This window comes from Mycobacteroides franklinii, from assembly GCF_002013895.1.
Taxonomy (GTDB): domain Bacteria; phylum Actinomycetota; class Actinomycetes; order Mycobacteriales; family Mycobacteriaceae; genus Mycobacterium; species Mycobacterium franklinii.
In genome coordinates, this window is record NZ_MAFQ01000003.1 from 45,362 (window position 1) to 63,514 (window position 18,153).

An 18,153-nucleotide genomic window follows, 5' to 3' on the forward strand; every position below is an offset into this window, starting at 1 on the left:
AGCTTGTCGCAGAACATCTCGATCAACCGCTCAAGCGGTCAGGTGCCGACCCTCCCAACGAATTAGGTGAGGACGAGAATCGCCGCATCCATATCTCCCGCAGAGCGGATACGGTCAGTACGCCGATTGCCACACCTAGAGGGCTTAGCACCGGCATGGTCAGCGGCGGGCGCAGTACCAAAACCACTAGAGCCAGCGAAGCGCACGAAATCATCACCGTCGCGACCCCGATCCAACGCCGTACCATGACCACCTCGGCCAGGGCGGTAGCGATCACGACAATGCCCGCAAGCTGAGCAAGAATCATCGGCCCGTCCAGTCCCGCAGGTAAATACTCGGCGTAGCGCGGCGATGTCGACGATCCCAGCCCATGGCCGAAGAGTTCAAGATCTTCGACACTCATGAATCGCCAACCGCTACCGAACGGCCGCACCGCCGTCAGCATGCCGACTACGTAAATCCACCAGGCGCCGGTACCTACCGCTCGGATCATGTAGAAAGTCTTGCTTCTGCCCATCACTAGACCGAAACCTCGTCGACTCTGGCGAAGAGCCACTCGACCACCTGCCGCGCGACGCCGACCTCGAGCCCTACAAACCGTAGCTCACCTTGATCCGCCCGAACCCGTATCATCGCCAGTCCGAAAACACGCGAGAGCGGGTCTTGCCGCAGTTCCACCGTTCGCACCAGCGCCAGCGGAATTACCCAAAATGACCTATGCCACAACGTCTTCGACGTGACATACACCAGAGTGCCATCAAGCACGCCCCACCGATAGGTGCGGTAACGCTGCAGGGGCCGAAGCACCACCCACGCCACCGCGCATGACATACACAGCAACCCCAGTGCGCCGAAGACGTGCTGCTGTGGGGTTGCCGCATCGGAGGGCAACGCGGTCACCGCCCACACCGCCGCGATCATGGCAACCAGAGGGATGCACGCCAGTGCGTATTGGATGGCCCAGAGCACCGGTGCCGATCTGCTGGCCCTGCGTTCGACCAGCGCACTGGGCGTCACACGCTCTGCTGAAACCAGATCCATCACCGTTCATCCCCCACCGTCGGAGCGAACCGATGCATCCACACCTGCCGTATCGCGACGGCCACAAGCACGAAAAACAGCACCGCGGCCGGCGACCAGATGATCGTATGGTCGAGCTCGCCGAACGCGTAGGCGATCAGGCCCAACGAGGCGAACGGAATGACCACCAACACCCCCGCGGTCCATCGCCGAACGATGACCAACTCGACGATGGCCGCAACCACCACCACACCGAACGCAACCCAGGCCACCGCGCCCGCCAACTGCACGGTGGGATCAAACGGCACGTAATCGGCATACCGGCGCGGCGCGGCGTCGGTAAGCGGCGTGTACGCGGTCCACCCGTAATCCCAGCCCTGCAGGCTCAATCCCCGGTTCACCAGGACGGCAACCACGAATACCCACCAAGCAATGTTGCCCGTGACGCGAGCAGCACTGACTACCTGGATGCGCGACATTCCTGGAGTATCCCTTACGGCTAACTCGGCGACGACGAACGTGTCACACATCGTTGACGAAATACCCCAAAACGGCAACGATGACTCCAGGCGGGCCGATAAGCGGCCTAACAGTCTCAGGGGTAAGCACGTGAAATACATCGTCACCGGCGGCACCGGATTCATCGGACGACGGATCGTGACCCGAATCCTCGAGACCCAACCGGGCGCCGACGTCGCCGTCCTGGTGCGGCGCGAATCCCTGTCACGCTTCGAAAAGATCGCCGAACAATGGGATGACCGCGTACAGCCGCTGGTCGGTGACCTCACTCAGCCCGATCTCGGCCTGCCCACCGAAGGCGATCCGATCACCGCCGACCACATCGTGCACTGTGCCGCGATCTACGACATCACCGTCGACGACGCGGCACAGCGCGCCGCGAACGTCGAGGGCACCCGATCGGTCATCGCACTTGCCAAGCGCGCCGGCGCCACCCTGCACCACATCTCCTCCATCGCGGTCGCGGGAAGCTACGAAGGCGAATTCACCGAAGAAGACTTCGACGTCAACCAGGACCTGCCGACGCCCTACCACCAGACCAAGTTCGAGGCCGAACTGCTGGTGCGCTCGGAACCCGGTCTGCGCTACCGGATTTACCGACCCGCCGTCGTCGTCGGCGATTCCAGAACAGGCGAGATGGACAAGATCGATGGTCCGTATTACTTCTTCGGAGTCTTCGCGAAGCTGGCCAAGTTGCCCAACTTCACTCCGATGATGCTGCCCAAAGCCGGACGCTCCAACATCGTTCCGGTCGACTACGTCGTCGATGCGACCGTCGAGCTGATGCATCAGGAGGGGCGCGACGGGCAGGCCTTCCACCTGACCAACCCCGAAGTGACGTACCTGCGCGACATCTACTCCGGCATCGCAGCCGCCGCTGGCCTGCCGCCGATGCGCGGCTCACTTCCGCACGCCGTGGCCACTCCGTTCCTACGGGCCCGCGGCACGCTCAAGGTCTGGCGCAACATGGTGGTCACTCAGCTGGGCATCCCGCCCGAGGTCATCGACATCACCGAGATCATGCCCACCTTCGTTTCCGAATCGACACAAGAAGCGTTGCGCCCCAGCGGAATTAAAGTACCTCCGTTCGGCAGCTACGCCGGCAGGCTGTATCAGTACTGGCGCAGGAACTTGGACCCCGAGCGGTACCGTCGCGATGACCCCGCCGGACCACTGGTTGGCCGGCACGTCATCATCACCGGCGCATCCAGTGGCATCGGACGCGCCGCGGCCATCGCGGTCGCCAAGCGTGGCGGCACCGTCTTCGTGGTGGCGCGCGACGGGGAGGCACTCGATCAGCTGGTCACGGAGATTCGCGAGGACGGCGGCAAGGCCCACGCGTTCCCCTGCGACCTCACCGATTACGCCGCCGTCGACGACACCGTCAAGAGCATCCTCGGCCAGTTCGGTCATGTGGACTATCTGGTCAACAATGCCGGCCGCTCGATTCGCCGCTCGGTGGTGAACACCGTCGACCGATTCCATGACTACGAACGGGTCATGGCGATCAACTATTTCGGTGCCGTGCGGCTGGTGTTGGCTCTTCTCCCCCATTGGCGGGAAAGGAAATTCGGCCATGTCGTCAATGTGTCGACGGCCGGTGTGCAGACCCGTAACCCCAAGTACGCGTCGTACATTCCGACCAAGGCTGCGCTGGACGCGTTCGCCGATGTGGTGGCGACCGAGACGGTATCCGATCACATCACCTTCACCAATATCCATATGCCACTGGTGAAAACACCGATGATCGCACCCTCGAACAAGCTCAATGTGGTACGCGGGCTCACCCCCGAGCACGCGGCCGCCATGGTGGTACGCGGTCTTATCGAGAAGCCGACACGCATCGACCACCCGATGGGCACCTTCGCCGATATCGGGCAGTACCTCACGCCCAAGCTGAGCCGACGGGTTCTGCATCAGATGTATCTGGCATACCCGGATTCCAAGGCGGCCCGTGGGCTCGAACCCGTCGATGACCGTCGGGACCTGTCGACCTCACGACGCCGCCCCAGGGCAGCCAAACGCGTTGCGGCCGTGTCCCGGTTACGCGTTCCAGGTCCGGTGATGAAGGCGGTACGCCTCATCCCCGGAGTGCATTGGTGACCGCCCGGGTACCCGCCTCGATGGCTCCATCGAGATAACCCGGGCGACCGCTCGCCGTTTCCGTGCCTGCCCAATGGATGTCACCAACCGGCGCTGAGGGCATCGGCATGACCACCTCGGTGATACCGATATCCAGCAGCGCCATATACCCACCGCCGGCGTCTTCGAATCCGTACTAGCCACCATTCAGTCAGTCGTATGACTTTTACTATGCGTGGCGCTCCACCGCTTGTCGAATCCGTGTACAGAGCTAACTGGCGGTAGGTTGACGTCCATGGTTCCTGTTTTTGCCGACGTCGATACCGGAGTGGACGACGCACTGGGATTGATCTATCTCCTTGCTAGCGAGAATGTGGAGATCGTCGGTATCGCTTCTACTGCGGGCAATGTCTCGGTGGACCATGTTTGCGCGAACAATCTGGGTCTGCTGGAGCTGTGCAAGACGCCGCAGATCCCGGTGTCCAAGGGTGTCGCCGAACCGTTGAGCGCGGCGCTACGTACCGCCGAAGACACACACGGTCCCACCGGAATCGGGTATGCCGCACTGCCGGACTCCACCCGTACGCTCACCGATCACGACTCCGCCGAGGCCTGGGTCAAAGCCGCGCATGCCCACCCCGGCGAGCTGGTGGGCTTGGCGACCGGGCCGCTCACCAATCTGGCACTGGCCCTGCGCACCGAACCCGAATTGCCCAAGCTTCTCAAACGGCTCGTGATCATGGGCGGCTCCTTCGACTACCCCGGCAACACCACGCCGGTGGCGGAATGGAATGTCGTCGTGGACCCGGGCGCCACGGCGGAGGTGTACGCCGCCTGGGGAGCCGCTGGCGTACAAGAACTCCCGATCGTGTGCGGCCTGAATCTCACCGAGACCATTGCCATGACACCGGAGCATCTGGTCAGGCTGGCTGATGCCGCAGGCGCTACCACCACCCCGCTGTCGGTGCTCGACTCTCCATCGAGCCGATCCTCGGCGAGCAACTCGGTACTGCGGTTCATCGAAGATGCGGCGCGGTTCTACTTCGAATTCCACATGAAGCAGGACGAAGGCTTCCTGGCGCATATGCACGATCCCTTCGCCGCTGCGGTGGCACTGGATCCATCACTCGTCCAAACCCGTTCCGCAACCGTCGATGTCGAGCTGACGGGCGATCTGACGCGTGCGATGACCATCGCGGACTGGAAGGGTCAGTGGGGCCAGAAGCCCAACGCGCAGATCGCGGTGGAGACCGATCCCGAAGTGTTCTTCCAGCGGTTCATCGAGCGAGTGAGCGCGTTCGCGCGAAAAGTCGACGAGGCCAGCTGACCTTCGCCTGTCATTCATATACGCCCTCCACATACCAACGCTGCCTGCGGAAATGCAGGAGCAACGCCTGGCCACCGCCCTTGTCTTCGAGTAGCACCTGAGCCCTGGCCGCCACACCCGCGGCCTTGCGCCCCAGAGGTTCATCACCCGAGACGAAGAGCGGTTCCTGCTCCTCCCACCATCTCTCGTCGATCGGCCACGGCCCCGCCCACCAACTCAGCTCCCAGCGCCCATTGCCCCGCCGGACCCTGGCCGGCTCTCCTGAGAACATCCCCCGTCCGGTCACCATCACCGGCGCTCCGTCGACATCCAACAACTCCACCGGTTCATCGGATAACACCACCGGAGCCGGATCGGGCACCTTTCCGGGCCATGGGGCGCCAGGGTCGGCCCGCGGCCTCAGCTCATCCCCTAAGGGCACCAAAGTAATTCGTTCGGCCGGACCGCGCCCGCCGCTGACAACTCCCACCTGTACCGACTCCTCTCCCAACAGATCCTGAACCCTCGTCAGCGCGCGTCGCGCCCGCTGCCGTTCCTCAGCGCCCACTGCTCCCCACAACGTCAGCTGCAACGCCTCGGCCGTCACCACCTCGACCGGCTCCAGCCGCAACATCGCCACCGGCCCATCCAGAGAACGTCGCCTGGCCAGCCAACCGTCGAGCTGCCAGCGCACACGGTCGGCGGTCGCCTCCTCGGTGAGCGGTTCGGCACACCGCCACACCCGAGACAGCTCCTGACCGTCCACCGTGACGGCGTGAATAGCCAACCGGGAGCAGGCCACTCCGGCCGAGGACAGCGTCTCGTGCAGGCTCACCGCCAACGTCCGCCCCGCGAAGGCCGCGGCATCGACTCGATCGATCGGCGGATCGCAGGACAGCTCGACTCCCAGCTCGGCTGGAACCACATGTCCCGAGGGCGGACGCTGCGGTTCGGCTCGCGCATGTCGATGTGCCTGCACCGCGTCATCATCGAACCGCGAGGCGACATCCGACCGCGCCAGTTCCGCAAAAGCACCGATGGTACGAATACCCATGCGCCACAACAGGTCAACCAAGTCTTCACGTTGCGGGCAACACAGACTGGGCTCGGCGGCCATCTCCTTGATCGACAGCGCAGCCAGGAATCGCGCATCCCCACCGGGCACCACCAGTACCGCATGCCGCGCGGCGTATACCGCCGTGGACATCTGGTCGGCGATCCCCACCTGACATTCGGCCCCGGCCACCGACACCGCATCGGCCAGCCGTTCTGCCGCAATCTGCTCACTGCCGAAGTACCGGGCGGCTCCGGTCACCGGCAGTGCCAGCAGCCCGGGACGCAGAATCTCGGCCCCCGGCACCAGATCATCCACTGCCGCGATCATCGGTTCGAAGAACCGCGCATCACGATCGGCATCGGCCACCGCGATATGCAGCTGCGGACAACGAGCCTGGGCCTCGCGTCGCCGCATACCCCGGCGCACTCCCAGCGCCCGTGCGGCCGCAGTGCATGCCGTCACCCTGTTGGCCAGGGTCACCGCCACGGGCCGGGTGGCAGGAAGATCCGCCATCGCCGCGGCGGCCACCGCAGGCCAGTCTGGGCACCAAATCGCCAGTACCCGTGGCGCTTTGCGCCGTCCTTTCCCTGGCCTTTCAGGCAGATCTGATCGCGCCACGGCCGCCACACACCTCCCGACCACCACGCCCACGCGTCCGTACCGTTGTCCGCACCCCACGGATCCGCCCCAGACCGCGGGCCGACACCCCGTCATAGCCGGTCACCTGCGCCCGCAATCGCAGCGAGGCGCCTTCCCAATCCCCATCGACGGCCAGCAGCGTGCATCCGTTGCTGTGTGCCCGGGCCACTATCGCGCGTGCCGACGTCGAGGCCACCCGTCGGCCACCCAGACCCAGCACCACCAGATCCATTCCGTCCATGAGCACCGAGGCCACCTCCACCGCACTCAGACCCGGGTGGGGAATCAACGCCAGACGGCTTAGGTCCGCCCCCCGCTCCACTGCCGCCAACACGCTCACATCGGGAATGCCCACAATCGCGGCATATCCGCCCGCAGCGGTCACCGAAGCCACCACGTCCAAAGGCAGTGACCGGGCCCCGCTGGCCACCGCGACCGTCCCGCGCCGCAACACGTGACCTATTGATCTGGCCAGCGCATCGGACCCTGGCAGCAAAGATTGAACGTCCGGCAGTGCCTCCTGAAACCGGCCAGCCGAAGACCGATCCCCACCGACCTTCCCCGATATCGTCGCCATCTGCTGCCGGAGCTTTTGCAGCTGGTCAGCACGGTTTACCAGCGCTTCATCGGCGGCCGCCACAGCCGTCACAACCGCACCTCCAGACACATTCAACTAGAACGTATGTTCGATACGATTGAGTAAACACCCACCCCCTGACAACCGTCAACACACGATTAGTACCCTGACAGCCAGCAAACTAACTTCAGCGGAATGGTAGACATGGGTGACGAATCGGAGTCCCACGAGATACGTGCCCTCGTTGAGGCATACCTTCACGCAATCAACGCCTCTGATATCGACAGCCTGAAAAGGCTCTCAGTCGGTCCCGCACGCGATGAACTTTCACCCAACTACAAAGGGGTGCCCGGCAAGTTGCCGTACTGGCATCACTTGATGATCCGCACAGAGAAAGACAATCCCTGTCACATCAAAACATTCAAAGTCTTGGCAAACGGCCCAGAGCACATCGTGGTGGAGGTGTACACCGAGTTTGCCGATCAGCGTGAAAAGACGTACTACCTGCCGGGTACCTGGGTCAGGTATGACATCGCCTCGGTACGGGGTAAGTGGAAGATCGAACTGATCCGCGATTTCAGTGACCACAATTTCCATTGGCGCAAAAAAGGCGCCATATTTATCCGAGTTCCGGAATCCTGCGGCTTCCCTTCGTTAAGAGAAGCGGCACCGCACTCACTGGACAGCACCGGCAGTCTGCAGGTCACCTTCGATCTTGGTTCTGCCATCGCAGCCGGGAGAACTGCCATGCTGCCCGGCCAACTTGGTTTTGCTTACACCGTGCCAGTGCTTGCCACAGGGAAGACTCCATTACCACTATCGGCCCTCGACGAGGCCGCACTCAAGGAATATCCACATCTCACGTACCGCGCAGGGCACCCAGACAAAGAGATCGACACAGTCGAAGAGGCGATGGGGTGGCCAGTACCCAAGCTATGGCGTCAATATCTCACCAGCCCAACCATTCTCCAGACTGGCTGCCTAGACACCGATGACCACATCGACATCTATACCCCTGCCCAAATCGTCTCCCTAACGCGAGCCTGTGCCGATGGCGGCGCCCACAATCCTGGGTATCTCCACGTAGCGGGAGCTGGCGGCGGCAATATCGCTATCGATACCCGCAATCCGAACGGACCCACGTACTTGATGTATGCGTCGGAGGGCTGGGAATATCTTCAAGTTCAGACCAACACACTCGAGGAATTCATTACGCGGCTGGATTCCCGTACTTTCAAGCTCCGATTTGACGAGTCCTAATCGAGCTGGCGGGTGTGCGCCCAGCGGGTCAACGCGTTGCGATTGGACTGCTGGGTCTTACGCAGCACATTGGAGGCGTGCGTTTCCACCGTCTTGACCGAGATCACCAAATCCTCGGCAATCTCCCGGTAGGTGTACCCCCGGGCCAGGAGCCGCAGCACCTCGAGCTCACGCGGAGTCAGCGAATCCAACTCGGGGTCCAATGCCGGCTCCGGGCTATTCGAGCGCCCGGTGAAGGAGTCGAGCACAAATCCGGCCAGCCGCGGGCTGAACACCGCATCCCCACCGGCTACCCGACGCACCGCGTCGGCGAGCTCGCTCCCCGAAATCGTCTTGGTGACATAGCCTCTGGCGCCCGACCTGATCACCGCGATGACATCCTCCGCGGCATCGGACACGCTGAGCGCAAGAAACACCGGGCCGGAGCCGCCGACTCCGTTGATGACGGCAACCCCACCGCCAGAAGGCATGTGCACATCGAGTAACACCACATCCGGTGCGCTGGCACGAATCCCGGTGACTGCCTCAACAACCGACCCTGCCTCGCCCACGATCTCGATATCCGATTCGCCGGCCAGCTCGGCCCGCACCCCGGACCGAAACACCCCATGATCGTCGACCAGGAATACCCGCAGCATCACTCTTCCCTCTCGTCGGCGTCGTTGGTCTTGTACGGCAAGATAATTCGCACCTCAGTGCCCTTACCGATCTCCGACTTGATCTGCACCTGCCCACCCCGGCGCACCACCCTGGCCTTGATGGAACGCGCGATGCCCTGCCGATCCTGCGGCACCTCGTCGGGATCGAACCCCTTACCCCGATCCCTGACGAAGACGCTGATCTGGCCGGGTTCCACCTCGGCGTACAGGTTGATATCCGATTGCCCGGAATGCTTGGCAGCGTTGACCAACGCCTCACGGGTGGCCCCGACCAATGCGCGCCCGGTCTCGGGCTCACGTGCCAGATCGGCATCGCCGACGATCACCGAATTGACCACCACGGTGTGCGTGTCCTCGACCTCCCCGGCCACGGTGCGCAACTCCTGCGCCAGTGACGAGTCCGACGACGCCCCCGAGGAGAACAGCCAGCTGCGCAGCTCCCGTTCCTGGCTGCGGGCCAGACGCAACACCTCGCTGGGATTGTCGGTGCGTTTCTGGATCAGAGCCAGCGTCTGGAGCACCGAATCATGGAGATGCGAGGCGATCTCGTCGCGTTCCTCAGTACGGATACGGGCAGCGCGCTCGATGCCGAGCGCACGCCACAACCGCAACCACAGCGGCACCGTCAACAACACCGCGCCTACCAAAGTGGCCGCGATGGCCACCAGTGAGTCGCGCAAAGAGGACAGGTCCACATTGCGCAAAACCACCACCGCGATCCCGCCGAAGACCAGCGCCGCGCCGGCGATCACCCGAACCAACGTCAGTATCGACGGCCTGCCGGGCGCTCCCAATACCGCCAAACTTGGTCCCTGCGCATCGAATTCGCGCCACACCACCGCAAGACCGGTCAGCGCCAACACGGTCGGGAAGACCAATGACGCCGCCGAGCCGCTGACCGTCGACATCAAAATGATCAGCGCGGCGAGGCTTAACAGCAACAGCCCGGTGGCTCGCCTGCGGTCGGTAGCGCTGACGGCGGCAACATCGTCGCCCGGCGGCATCAGCATCCACAGCAGTCCATAGGCCACGATGCCCATCCCGCTGGCGGCTCCGAGCACCGCGAAGGCCAACCGCACCCGGAACACCGGGACATCGAGATGATCGGCGAGCCCACCGGCGACACCGGCCACCACTCGCCCACCGGTACGCCGGCGCAGCGGCGGAGCGGCGGTCAGCCGATTTCCGCCGGCGAAGGCATTCCGGAACCTGGGACTCACCTCTGCGATACTGCCATGGCAAAGCTCCGCATGGCATCGGGCTTATCCCTGAAGCCGTATTGCAAAGATCAGGGTGAATCCTGATGGCGGACATGCCCGCGGCTGGGCACCATAGCTGTCATGGATACCGATACCACCACCAAGCGGACGCCGTCCTCCACTCTGGGAGACATGTGGCGGACTCGTCCGTTGCGGCTGCCCGGACACGGCAAGCTCGCCGGTGTCGCCGCGGGAATCGGCTACCGCTACAACGTGGATCCGCTACTGGTTCGTGTAATTTTCGTGGTCACAACGATTTTCGGTGGCGCAGGCGCCATCATGTACGTGGCGTGCTGGCTGCTTATGCCTACCGCCCGCTACACGACCCCGTATCACGAGTCCAAGGTGAAGATGGTCTTCTGGATCATCGTCCTGCTGCTCCTCGGCGGACCGTTCATCGACCCCGATCGCGACCCGTGGGGATTCGTCAGCGCCGCGGTCCTGCTCGGTGGCTGGTATCTGCTCTATCAGCGCCAGACCGACCCCCCCTCGGCTCCGGCGGCTTCTGCCGATCAGCCTCCCGTCACCACGGATGACCAATCGGACACCGTAACGGCCCCGGTCGACGTGACCAAAACAGAAGCCGGGCCACTGTCGGTACCGCTGCCGCCGCCCCCGCCCACATGGAACCCACCGGGAATGTCGCCCTTCACCTGGGATCTGCCCGATCCGACTCCGCTGCCCGCACCACCCGCCAAGCCCAAGTCCCGCGTGGCCCCAGTGACCATCGGCGCGATGCTCATCGTCAGCGCAGTACTCGTGGCCATCGGACTGCTCGGCGGCAGCTGGGTGACGCCGGTAGAGGTCACCGCGGCGGCGTTGGTCATCGTGGGTGTGGGCATGCTGGTGGGTGCCTGGCTCCGCAGCGGCTACGCCCTGCTCTTTCTGGCAGTCCCGCTGGCCGGATTCGTCATCGTGGCATCCTCGATAGGGCCGCTGGAGGTGTCTCTCAACATCGGCGACCAAAGCTACCGCGTCACAGAGGCTTCCGATATCGACGACTACTACGAGGTCGGCATTGGCACCATCACCCTTGACCTGACGGAGGTCACACTCACCGGCGACAAGACGGTGAACCTCGACGTCGGGATGGGCGATATCCACGTGCTGGTTCCGTCATCCATGAACGTGCGAAGCAGATGCGAGGTGAGCGTCGGCAGTTTCGACTGCCTACCCTCACCAGCCGGCACCGGCCCGGTACTGACCATCAACGCCACGGCCAACGTAGGAAGTATTGAGGTGCAACGTGTCTGAGAACACCGACGAACCAGTGACCAACGCCGATAGTGCCGACTCCGAGGTGCAGAATCAGGCGGAATCCGCACCTGAGGCCGTCGACAGCGAGAAGACCAGGCCCTCCATCACCCTTGCCCTGTCCGGACTGATCGCCGTGCTCGTCGGCGGGTGGGCCCTCACGGGCGAGGACTTCGTCGCGCTGATTCACAGCGATCTGCTCGGCTGGGTCGCAATCGCCATAGCGATCGCCATCGGCGTTGCGCTGGTGGCAGTTCCGACCCGGCATAACCGCAGTTAGAGGATCACTCCCATTCGATGGTGCCGGGCGGCTTGCTGGTGATGTCCAGCACCACCCGGTTCACCTCGGGAACCTCGTTGGTGATTCGCGTCGAGATCCGCTCCAGCACTTCGTAGGGCAGCCGCGTCCAGTCCGCGGTCATCGCGTCCTCACTGGAGACCGGTCGCAACACGATGGGATGCCCGTACGTGCGTCCATCGCCCTGCACCCCGACCGAGCGCACATCGGCCAACAGCACCACCGGGCACTGCCAGATATTGCGGTCTTGGCCCGCGGCGGTAAGTTCCTCGCGCGCAATGGCATCGGCACGACGCAAGGTATCCAGCCGGTCGGCAGTGATCTCGCCGACGATCCTGATGGCCAGACCCGGTCCCGGGAAGGGCTGGCGGCCAACGATCTCCTCAGGTAGACCCAGCTCGCGGCCGACGGCGCGCACCTCGTCCTTGAACAGCAGCCGTAGCGGCTCCACCAAGGTAAAGGTCAGGTCCTCGGGCAACCCGCCCACATTGTGGTGGCTCTTGATGTTGGCCGTACCGCTGCCGCCCCCGGACTCGACAACATCCGGGTACAGCGTGCCCTGCACCAAAAACTCGATTCCGTCCTCGGAGTTGCCGATCGCATCGGAGACAGCGCCCTCGAACGCCCGGATGAACTCACGGCCAATGATCTTGCGTTTGGTTTCCGGGTCGCTGACACCGGCGAGCTCACCGAGGAACTTCTCCGCTACATCAACAGTCACCAGCTTGGCGCCGGTGGCTGCCACGAAATCGTGTTCCACCTGCTCACGCTCTCCGCTGCGCAGCAGACCGTGGTCAACGAACACACAGGTCAGCCTGTCTCCGATGGCGCGTTGTACCAGGGCTGCCGCCACCGCCGAATCGACCCCACCAGAGAGCCCGCACAATGCGCGGCCGTCACCGATCTGCGCGCGCACCTGCTCGACCAGGGTCTCGGCGATATTGGCTGCCGTCCACGCCGACTCAATGCCCGCGAACTCGTGCAGAAAGCGGCTGAGTACCTGTTGCCCGTGCGGCGAATGCAGCACCTCGGGGTGATATTGCACCCCGGCCAGGCGCCGCGCCCGGTTCTCGAACGCCGCCACGGGAGCACCCTCGCTGCTGGCTACCACGGTAAAGCCTTGGGGCGCTTCGGTTACCGCATCGCCGTGGCTCATCCATACGGGCTGAACGCCGGGCAGACCGTCATGCAGGTCTCCGCCCACCACGTTCAGCTCGGTGCGGCCGTACTCGCTGGTACCGGTGTGCGCGACGGTTCCGCCGAGCACCTGCGCCATGGCCTGAAAGCCGTAACAGATACCGAAAACCGGAATGTCCAAATCGAATACGCCGGGGTCGAGCTGGGGTGCACCCTCTTCATAGACGCTCGACGGGCCACCGGACAGCACGATCGCCCGGGGGTTGCGTTCCTTGATCTCCTCGATACTCGCCGAATGAGGAATCACCTCAGAGAACACCCGCGCCTCACGCACGCGACGTGCGATCAGCTGTGCGTACTGTGCCCCGAAGTCGATGACCAGAACCGGTCGGTCGCCATGCTGCTCCGTTTGCGCCACCGGCTTAGCTTAGTGGTGCAGCTATCCCGGATCTAACTGGCCGAGCTCACCGGTTCGATCGGTAGACGCCGCAATGCGCCGGGAGCACCGGCCGGGACCACCGGGTGCGCCGGGGGCACCGGCGCCATCCGCTGATAGGGCAGACCCTGCTCCGGGCGCAGATCTATCTCCCCCTTGTTGGGCCACAACGACGCCGCCCGTTCGGCCTGCGCGGTGATGCTCAGCGACGGGTTGACGCCCAGGTTCGCCGAGATCGCCGCGCCGTCCACCACGTACATGGTCGGGTAGCCGTACACCCGGTGGTAGGGGTCGATGACGCCATCTTCGGGGCTTGTCCCGATGACGGCGCCGCCCAGGAAGTGCGCGGTGAGCGGGATGTTGAACAGCTCGCCCCAGGTGCCGCCCGCGACGCCGTCGATCTTGGCGGCGAGGCGGCGAGTCGCTTCGTTGCCTGCGGGAATCCAGGTGGGGTTGGGCTCACCATGGCCCTGCTTGCTGTCCAAACGCCGCCAGAACAGCGTCTTCTTGGTGAACGTGGTGATCGAGTTGTCCAGGTGCTGCATGACCAGCGCGATGACAGTGCGCTCACTCCACTGCGTCACGTTGAGCATGCGCATGGTGCCGCGTGGATCCGCACGCGCCGCCTCGATGAGCTGGCGCCACCGCGACTTCTCGCCATCGCCGTCGGTCATCAGAGTCTGCAGCAGGCCCATCGCGTTGGAGCCCTTGCCGTACCGCACCGGCTCGATGTGCGTGTCACTGGTCGGGTGGAACGAGGACGTGATGGCCACACCGTGGGTGAGGTCCAGATCGTCCTTGTACTCCAATCGCCCTGCACCGACGATGGATTCGGAGTTCGTGCGGGTCAGCACACCCAGGCGCTGGGAGAGTTTGGGCAGCAGGCCCTTGTCCTTCATCTTGAACAAGAGGTTCTGCGTGCCCCAGGTGCCGGCGGCCAGCACCACGTGCTTGGCCGTGTAGGTCTTGCGCTGTTTACGCAGCCAGCGACCGGTGGACTTGGTGGACACCCGCCAAACCCCGTCGGCACCCTGCTGCACCGCGGTGACCGTGGTCAGCGGAATGACCTGGGCGCCAGATGATTCGGCCAGTCCCAGGTAGTTCTTGACGAGGGTGTTCTTGGCGCCGACCCGGCATCCGGTCATGCAGGAACCACATTCGGTGCAGCCCACCCGGTCGGGGCCTGCACCACCGAAGTAGGGATCGGGCACCTTGACGCCGGGTGTCTTGGTGCCATCGGGGCCGAAGTACACACCCACGGGGGTCGCGACAAAGGTGTCACCGGCACCCATGTCGTCGGCGACCTCCTTGATGAGCCGGTCGGCGTCGGTGAAGGTGGGGTTCTTGACCACGCCGAGCATCCGCTGGGCCTGCTCGTAGTGCGGTGAAAGCTCGGCGCGCCAGTCGGTGATGCCCTTCCACTGCGGGTCGTTGAAGAACGGCTCCGGCGGCACATACAGGGTGTTGGCGTAGTTCAGCGAGCCACCGCCCACCCCGGCACCGGCCAGGATCATGCAGTTGCTCAGCAGGTGGATCCGTTGAATCCCGAAGCACTTGAACATGGGCGCCCACAGGAACTTGCGCAGATTCCAGGACGTCTCGGCGAATTCTTCGTCGGAGAACCGGCGACCGGCTTCCAGGACACCTACGCGGTAACCCTTTTCGGTCAACCGCATGGCGGTGACACTTCCGCCGAATCCGGATCCGACGATGAGCACGTCGAAGTCGGTGTCTGCTTCAGGTTTCACAGGGACTGCTACCGGTGATGACATCGTTGGCCTACCTCCGCATGGTCACGTTACCGACCAGTATGGAATACAACGAGGGGGGTATTGTAAATTAGGTCACCCTAAGTAGACACATGTCTAAGAGTTGACGGTCAGCCCGACCTTCTGAAATTCCTTGAGATCGCAGTATCCGGACTTGGCCATCGAACGGCGGAGCCCACCAACAAGATTCAAGGTGCCAAACGGGTCATCGGACGGGCCACCGAGAACCTCGCTCAACGGCGGCCGCTCCCCCACCGCCACCTGCAGCAGCGCGCCACGAGGCAACGAGGGATGCGCGGCGGCATTCGGCCAGAACCATCCGTCACCGGCGGCCTCCTGCGCCGCGGCCAACGGGGTCCCCAGCACAACGGCGTCGGCACCACAGGCAATGGACTTCGCAAGGTCTCCCGAGGTGTGGATGTCGCCGTCGGCCAAGACATGTACGTACCGGCCGCCGGTCTCGTCCAGATATTCGCGGCGCGCGGCCGCGGCATCGGCGATGGCGGTCGCCATAGCGACGCTGATGCCCAGCACCTCTCCGCTGGTCGTCGCGCCCGCGGTCTGCCCGTACCCGACGATGACGCCCGCGGCTCCGGTCCGCATCAGGTGCAGGGCCGTGCGGTGATCGATCACGCCACCGGCGACAACGGGGATATCCAGCTCGGAGATAAAGGTTTTCAGGTTCAGCGGCTCGCCGTCGCGGGCCACCCGTTCGGCCGACACGATGGTGCCGTGGATGACCAGCAGATCGATACCCGCGGCGATCAGATGCGGGGTGAGCAGCTGCGCGTTCTGCGGGCTCACCCGCACCGCCGTGGTCACGCCGGCCCCACGCACCTCGGTGATGGCCGCCGCCAGTAGCTCCGGATCGATTGGTGCCGAATGCAATTGCTGCAACAGGCGAATCGCGGCGGAGGGCTCAGGCTCCTTCTGCGCAACCTCGACCACCTCGGCGATGCGGGCCTCGACATCGGCGTGCCGGCCCCACAACCCCTCGCCGTTGATGACGCCGAGCCCACCGGCCTTACCGAGTTCAATGGCGAAACGCGGCGAAACCAGCGCATCGGTCGGATGCGCCACCACCGGAATCTCGAATCGGTAGGCATCGAGCTGCCACGACGTCGACACGTCCTGCGATGAACGCGTGCGGCGCGCCGGGACAATGTTCACGTCATCGAGTTCGTATGTGCGGCGGGCGGTTCTGCCCATGCCGATTTCGACGAGGTCACGCATGTTGGCTTCCTTTACCGTGCCGAGGTGTTAACGCACGTAGTAGTTCGGCGCTTCGGCCGTCATGGTGATGTCATGCGGATGGCTCTCCTTGAGCCCCGCCGCGGTGATCTGTACGAACTGAGCGCGCTGAAGCTCCTCGATGCTCGACGCCCCGGTGTACCCCATGGCAGCCCGCAGGCCACCCGTCAGCTGATGCATGACCGTCGACAACGGGCCACGGAACGGAACCCGGCCCTCGATGCCTTCGGGCACCAACTTGTCCTCGGACAACACGTCGTCCTGGAAATAGCGGTCCTTCGAGTAGCTCCGCCCGGTGTTCCCGGCCGCGCCGCGTCCCTGCATGGCACCCATGGATCCCATGCCGCGGTAGCTCTTGAACTGCTTGCCGTTGACGAAGATCAGTTCACCGGGCGACTCTGCCGTACCCGCCAACAGTGACCCGAGCATCGTCGTGGACGCACCGGCGGCAAGCGCCTTGGCGATATCGCCCGAATACTGCATGCCGCCGTCGGCGATCACCGGAACACCGGCCAGGTGGCAGACCGCCGAGGCCTCCAGAATCGCGGTGATCTGCGGGGCACCGACACCGGCCACCACACGGGTGGTGCAGATGGAGCCCGGGCCCACACCGACCTTCACCGCGTCGGCGCCCGCCTCGATGAGCGCCGCGGCACCCGACCGGGTGGCGACGTTCCCGCCGACCACGTCGACGCGCTCGCCCACCTCGGCCTTGAGCTTGCCGACCATGTCCAGCACCTTGCGGTTGTGCGCGTGCGCGGTGTCCACGATCAGTACATCGACACCCGCGTCCACGAGCGCCATGGCCCGCGTCCACGCGTCATCGCCCACACCGACAGCCGCGCCGACCAGAAGCCGACCGTCGCTGTCCTTGGTGGCATTGGGGTGCTGCTCGGTCTTCGCGAAATCCTTGACGGTGATGAGGCCGGTCAGGCGGCCGTCGCCATCGACGATGGGCAGCTTCTCGATCTTGTTGCGCCGCAACAGCCCTAGCGCAGCGTCGGCAGTCACTCCCTGGCGTGCGGTGATCAGTGGCGGCTTGGTCATCACCTCGGCGACGGGCTTGGACAGGTCGGCCTCGAACCGCATATCCCGGTTGGTGATAATCCCCACGAGCGCGCCCTGCGGGTTCACCACCGGCAGACCCGAGATACGGAACCGTGCACATAGCGCGTCGACCTCGGCAAGGGTGTTCTCGGGCGAGCAGGTCACCGGGTTGGTGACCATGCCGGCCTCGGATCGCTTAACGGTCTCGACCTGCCCGGCCTGATCCTCCAGCGAGAGATTGCGGTGCAGTACACCCATGCCGCCGGCACGTGCCATCGCGATGGCCATTCTGGCCTCGGTGACAGTGTCCATCGCCGAGCTGACCAGCGGGACGTTGAGCCTGATCCGCTTCGTCAGCTGAGAGGAGGTATCGGCGCCGTTCGGCAGCACATCCGATGCCGCGGGCAGCAACAGCACATCGTCGAACGTCAACCCGAGCATGGCGACCTTGTGCGGGTCGTCGCCGCCGGTGTGGACGGACCCTGCCGCAATGGTCATTCAAGCCTCCATGCCAGATAGCCGTCGTATACATCCCAGGGGTGATATGGGAAGGAGTGCATCCATCCTATCGGCTCGCTCCGGC

General features: G+C 64.1%; 17 protein-coding genes. 5 read left to right on the top strand and 12 right to left on the bottom strand.

The genetic code is table 11. The annotated features are described in order from the left end of the window. Positions 1 to 22 precede the first annotated feature (22 nt). Genes B4393_RS03990 through B4393_RS04000 form a run of 3 tightly spaced genes read right to left on the bottom strand, consistent with a single transcriptional unit; the run spans position 23 to position 1,499 of the window. A complete protein-coding gene (locus tag B4393_RS03990) occupies positions 23 to 517 on the bottom strand; it encodes a hypothetical protein (protein WP_078333062.1) in 495 nt (164 codons plus the stop codon). Between the two features lie 2 nt (positions 518 to 519). Then, positions 520 to 1,041 (bottom strand): PH domain-containing protein, encoded by a 522-nt coding sequence (locus B4393_RS03995; RefSeq protein WP_078333063.1) that lies wholly within the window; start codon positions 1,039 to 1,041, stop codon positions 520 to 522. Next, complete coding sequence (locus B4393_RS04000; protein WP_078333064.1) at positions 1,041 to 1,499, bottom strand: hypothetical protein; 459 nt, start codon at positions 1,497 to 1,499, stop codon at positions 1,041 to 1,043. Before B4393_RS04000 ends, B4393_RS03995 begins: the two co-directional genes overlap by 1 nt. Before the next feature lie 130 nt (positions 1,500 to 1,629). On the opposite strand from B4393_RS04000, the gene B4393_RS04005 reads away from it, so the two are divergent. After that, positions 1,630 to 3,642 (top strand): SDR family oxidoreductase, encoded by a 2,013-nt coding sequence (locus B4393_RS04005; protein ID WP_078333065.1) that lies wholly within the window; start codon positions 1,630 to 1,632, stop codon positions 3,640 to 3,642. On the opposite strand, the gene B4393_RS27125 is transcribed toward B4393_RS04005, so the two are convergent. Beyond that, on the bottom strand, positions 3,620 to 3,787 hold the full coding sequence (locus tag B4393_RS27125) for an FAD-dependent oxidoreductase (RefSeq protein ID WP_109558537.1): 168 nt from the start codon (positions 3,785 to 3,787) through the stop codon (positions 3,620 to 3,622). The two genes, B4393_RS04005 and B4393_RS27125, sit on opposite strands and share 23 nt — an antisense overlap. A gap of 129 nt (positions 3,788 to 3,916) precedes the next feature. Between B4393_RS27125 and B4393_RS04010 the strand changes: the two genes are divergently transcribed. After that, positions 3,917 to 4,948 (top strand): nucleoside hydrolase, encoded by a 1,032-nt coding sequence (locus B4393_RS04010; protein WP_078333066.1) that lies wholly within the window; start codon positions 3,917 to 3,919, stop codon positions 4,946 to 4,948. Positions 4,949 to 4,958: 10 nt separating this feature from the next. Here the strand turns inward: B4393_RS04010 and B4393_RS04015 are convergent, their stop codons facing one another. After that, complete coding sequence (locus B4393_RS04015) at positions 4,959 to 6,602, bottom strand: DNA polymerase Y family protein (RefSeq protein WP_204985579.1); 1,644 nt, start codon at positions 6,600 to 6,602, stop codon at positions 4,959 to 4,961. Further along, entirely contained in the window at positions 6,580 to 7,272 is a 693-nt protein-coding gene (locus B4393_RS04020) for a hypothetical protein (protein WP_078333324.1), read from the bottom strand. The genes B4393_RS04015 and B4393_RS04020 overlap by 23 nt, the downstream gene beginning before the upstream one ends. Before the next feature lie 132 nt (positions 7,273 to 7,404). On the opposite strand from B4393_RS04020, the gene B4393_RS04025 reads away from it, so the two are divergent. Continuing rightward, positions 7,405 to 8,460, top strand: coding sequence for an SMI1/KNR4 family protein (locus B4393_RS04025; RefSeq protein WP_083069988.1), 1,056 nt, complete (start codon positions 7,405 to 7,407; stop codon positions 8,458 to 8,460). On the opposite strand, the gene B4393_RS04030 is transcribed toward B4393_RS04025, so the two are convergent. Both B4393_RS04030 and B4393_RS04035 read right to left on the bottom strand, forming a co-directional pair. Beyond that, a complete protein-coding gene (locus B4393_RS04030; protein ID WP_078333069.1) occupies positions 8,457 to 9,098 on the bottom strand; it encodes a LuxR C-terminal-related transcriptional regulator in 642 nt (213 codons plus the stop codon). The two genes, B4393_RS04025 and B4393_RS04030, sit on opposite strands and share 4 nt — an antisense overlap. Further along, a complete protein-coding gene (locus tag B4393_RS04035; protein WP_191988854.1) occupies positions 9,098 to 10,297 on the bottom strand; it encodes an ATP-binding protein in 1,200 nt (399 codons plus the stop codon). Before B4393_RS04035 ends, B4393_RS04030 begins: the two co-directional genes overlap by 1 nt. 162 nt (positions 10,298 to 10,459) lie before the next feature. Here B4393_RS04035 and B4393_RS04040 point away from each other — a divergent pair, with 162 nt between their 5' ends. Then, a complete protein-coding gene (locus B4393_RS04040) occupies positions 10,460 to 11,632 on the top strand; it encodes a PspC domain-containing protein (RefSeq protein ID WP_078333070.1) in 1,173 nt (390 codons plus the stop codon). Then, positions 11,625 to 11,912: a hypothetical protein gene (locus B4393_RS04045; RefSeq protein ID WP_070938602.1), complete on the top strand. Its 288-nt coding sequence runs from the start codon at positions 11,625 to 11,627 to the stop codon at positions 11,910 to 11,912. The genes B4393_RS04040 and B4393_RS04045 overlap by 8 nt, the downstream gene beginning before the upstream one ends. 4 nt (positions 11,913 to 11,916) lie before the next feature. Here the strand turns inward: B4393_RS04045 and guaA are convergent, their stop codons facing one another. The 4 genes from guaA to guaB all read right to left on the bottom strand — a co-directional run bounded on the left by guaA (position 11,917) and on the right by guaB (position 18,068). Further along, positions 11,917 to 13,485 carry a glutamine-hydrolyzing GMP synthase gene (guaA, locus tag B4393_RS04050; protein WP_078280216.1) on the bottom strand — a complete coding sequence of 523 codons (1,569 nt, stop codon included), beginning with the start codon at positions 13,483 to 13,485 and terminating at the stop codon, positions 11,917 to 11,919. Positions 13,486 to 13,517: 32 nt separating this feature from the next. Then, complete coding sequence (locus B4393_RS04055; RefSeq protein ID WP_078280218.1) at positions 13,518 to 15,275, bottom strand: FAD-dependent oxidoreductase; 1,758 nt, start codon at positions 15,273 to 15,275, stop codon at positions 13,518 to 13,520. A gap of 93 nt (positions 15,276 to 15,368) precedes the next feature. Then, positions 15,369 to 16,505: a GuaB3 family IMP dehydrogenase-related protein gene (locus B4393_RS04060; protein ID WP_070938599.1), complete on the bottom strand. Its 1,137-nt coding sequence runs from the start codon at positions 16,503 to 16,505 to the stop codon at positions 15,369 to 15,371. Between the two features lie 27 nt (positions 16,506 to 16,532). After that, positions 16,533 to 18,068 (bottom strand): IMP dehydrogenase, encoded by a 1,536-nt coding sequence (guaB, locus tag B4393_RS04065; RefSeq protein WP_030096781.1) that lies wholly within the window; start codon positions 18,066 to 18,068, stop codon positions 16,533 to 16,535. Positions 18,069 to 18,153: the final 85 nt, after the last annotated feature.

Excerpts from the sequence above, each read along its gene's own strand:
- B4393_RS03990 (WP_078333062.1), bottom strand. The coding sequence starts at position 517 with ATGGGCAGAAGCAAGACTTTCTACATGATCCGAGCGGTAGGTACCGGC.
- B4393_RS03995 (WP_078333063.1), bottom strand. The coding sequence starts at position 1,041 with ATGGATCTGGTTTCAGCAGAGCGTGTGACGCCCAGTGCGCTGGTCGAA.
- B4393_RS04000 (WP_078333064.1), bottom strand. The coding sequence starts at position 1,499 with ATGTCGCGCATCCAGGTAGTCAGTGCTGCTCGCGTCACGGGCAACATT.
- B4393_RS27125 (WP_109558537.1), bottom strand. The coding sequence starts at position 3,787 with ATGGCGCTGCTGGATATCGGTATCACCGAGGTGGTCATGCCGATGCCC.
- B4393_RS04010 (WP_078333066.1), top strand. The coding sequence starts at position 3,917 with ATGGTTCCTGTTTTTGCCGACGTCGATACCGGAGTGGACGACGCACTG.
- B4393_RS04025 (WP_083069988.1), top strand. The coding sequence starts at position 7,405 with ATGGGTGACGAATCGGAGTCCCACGAGATACGTGCCCTCGTTGAGGCA.
- B4393_RS04030 (WP_078333069.1), bottom strand. The coding sequence starts at position 9,098 with ATGCTGCGGGTATTCCTGGTCGACGATCATGGGGTGTTTCGGTCCGGG.
- B4393_RS04040 (WP_078333070.1), top strand. The coding sequence starts at position 10,460 with ATGGATACCGATACCACCACCAAGCGGACGCCGTCCTCCACTCTGGGA.
- B4393_RS04055 (WP_078280218.1), bottom strand. The coding sequence starts at position 15,275 with ATGTCATCACCGGTAGCAGTCCCTGTGAAACCTGAAGCAGACACCGAC.
- B4393_RS04060 (WP_070938599.1), bottom strand. The coding sequence starts at position 16,505 with ATGCGTGACCTCGTCGAAATCGGCATGGGCAGAACCGCCCGCCGCACA.
- guaB (WP_030096781.1), bottom strand. The coding sequence starts at position 18,068 with ATGACCATTGCGGCAGGGTCCGTCCACACCGGCGGCGACGACCCGCAC.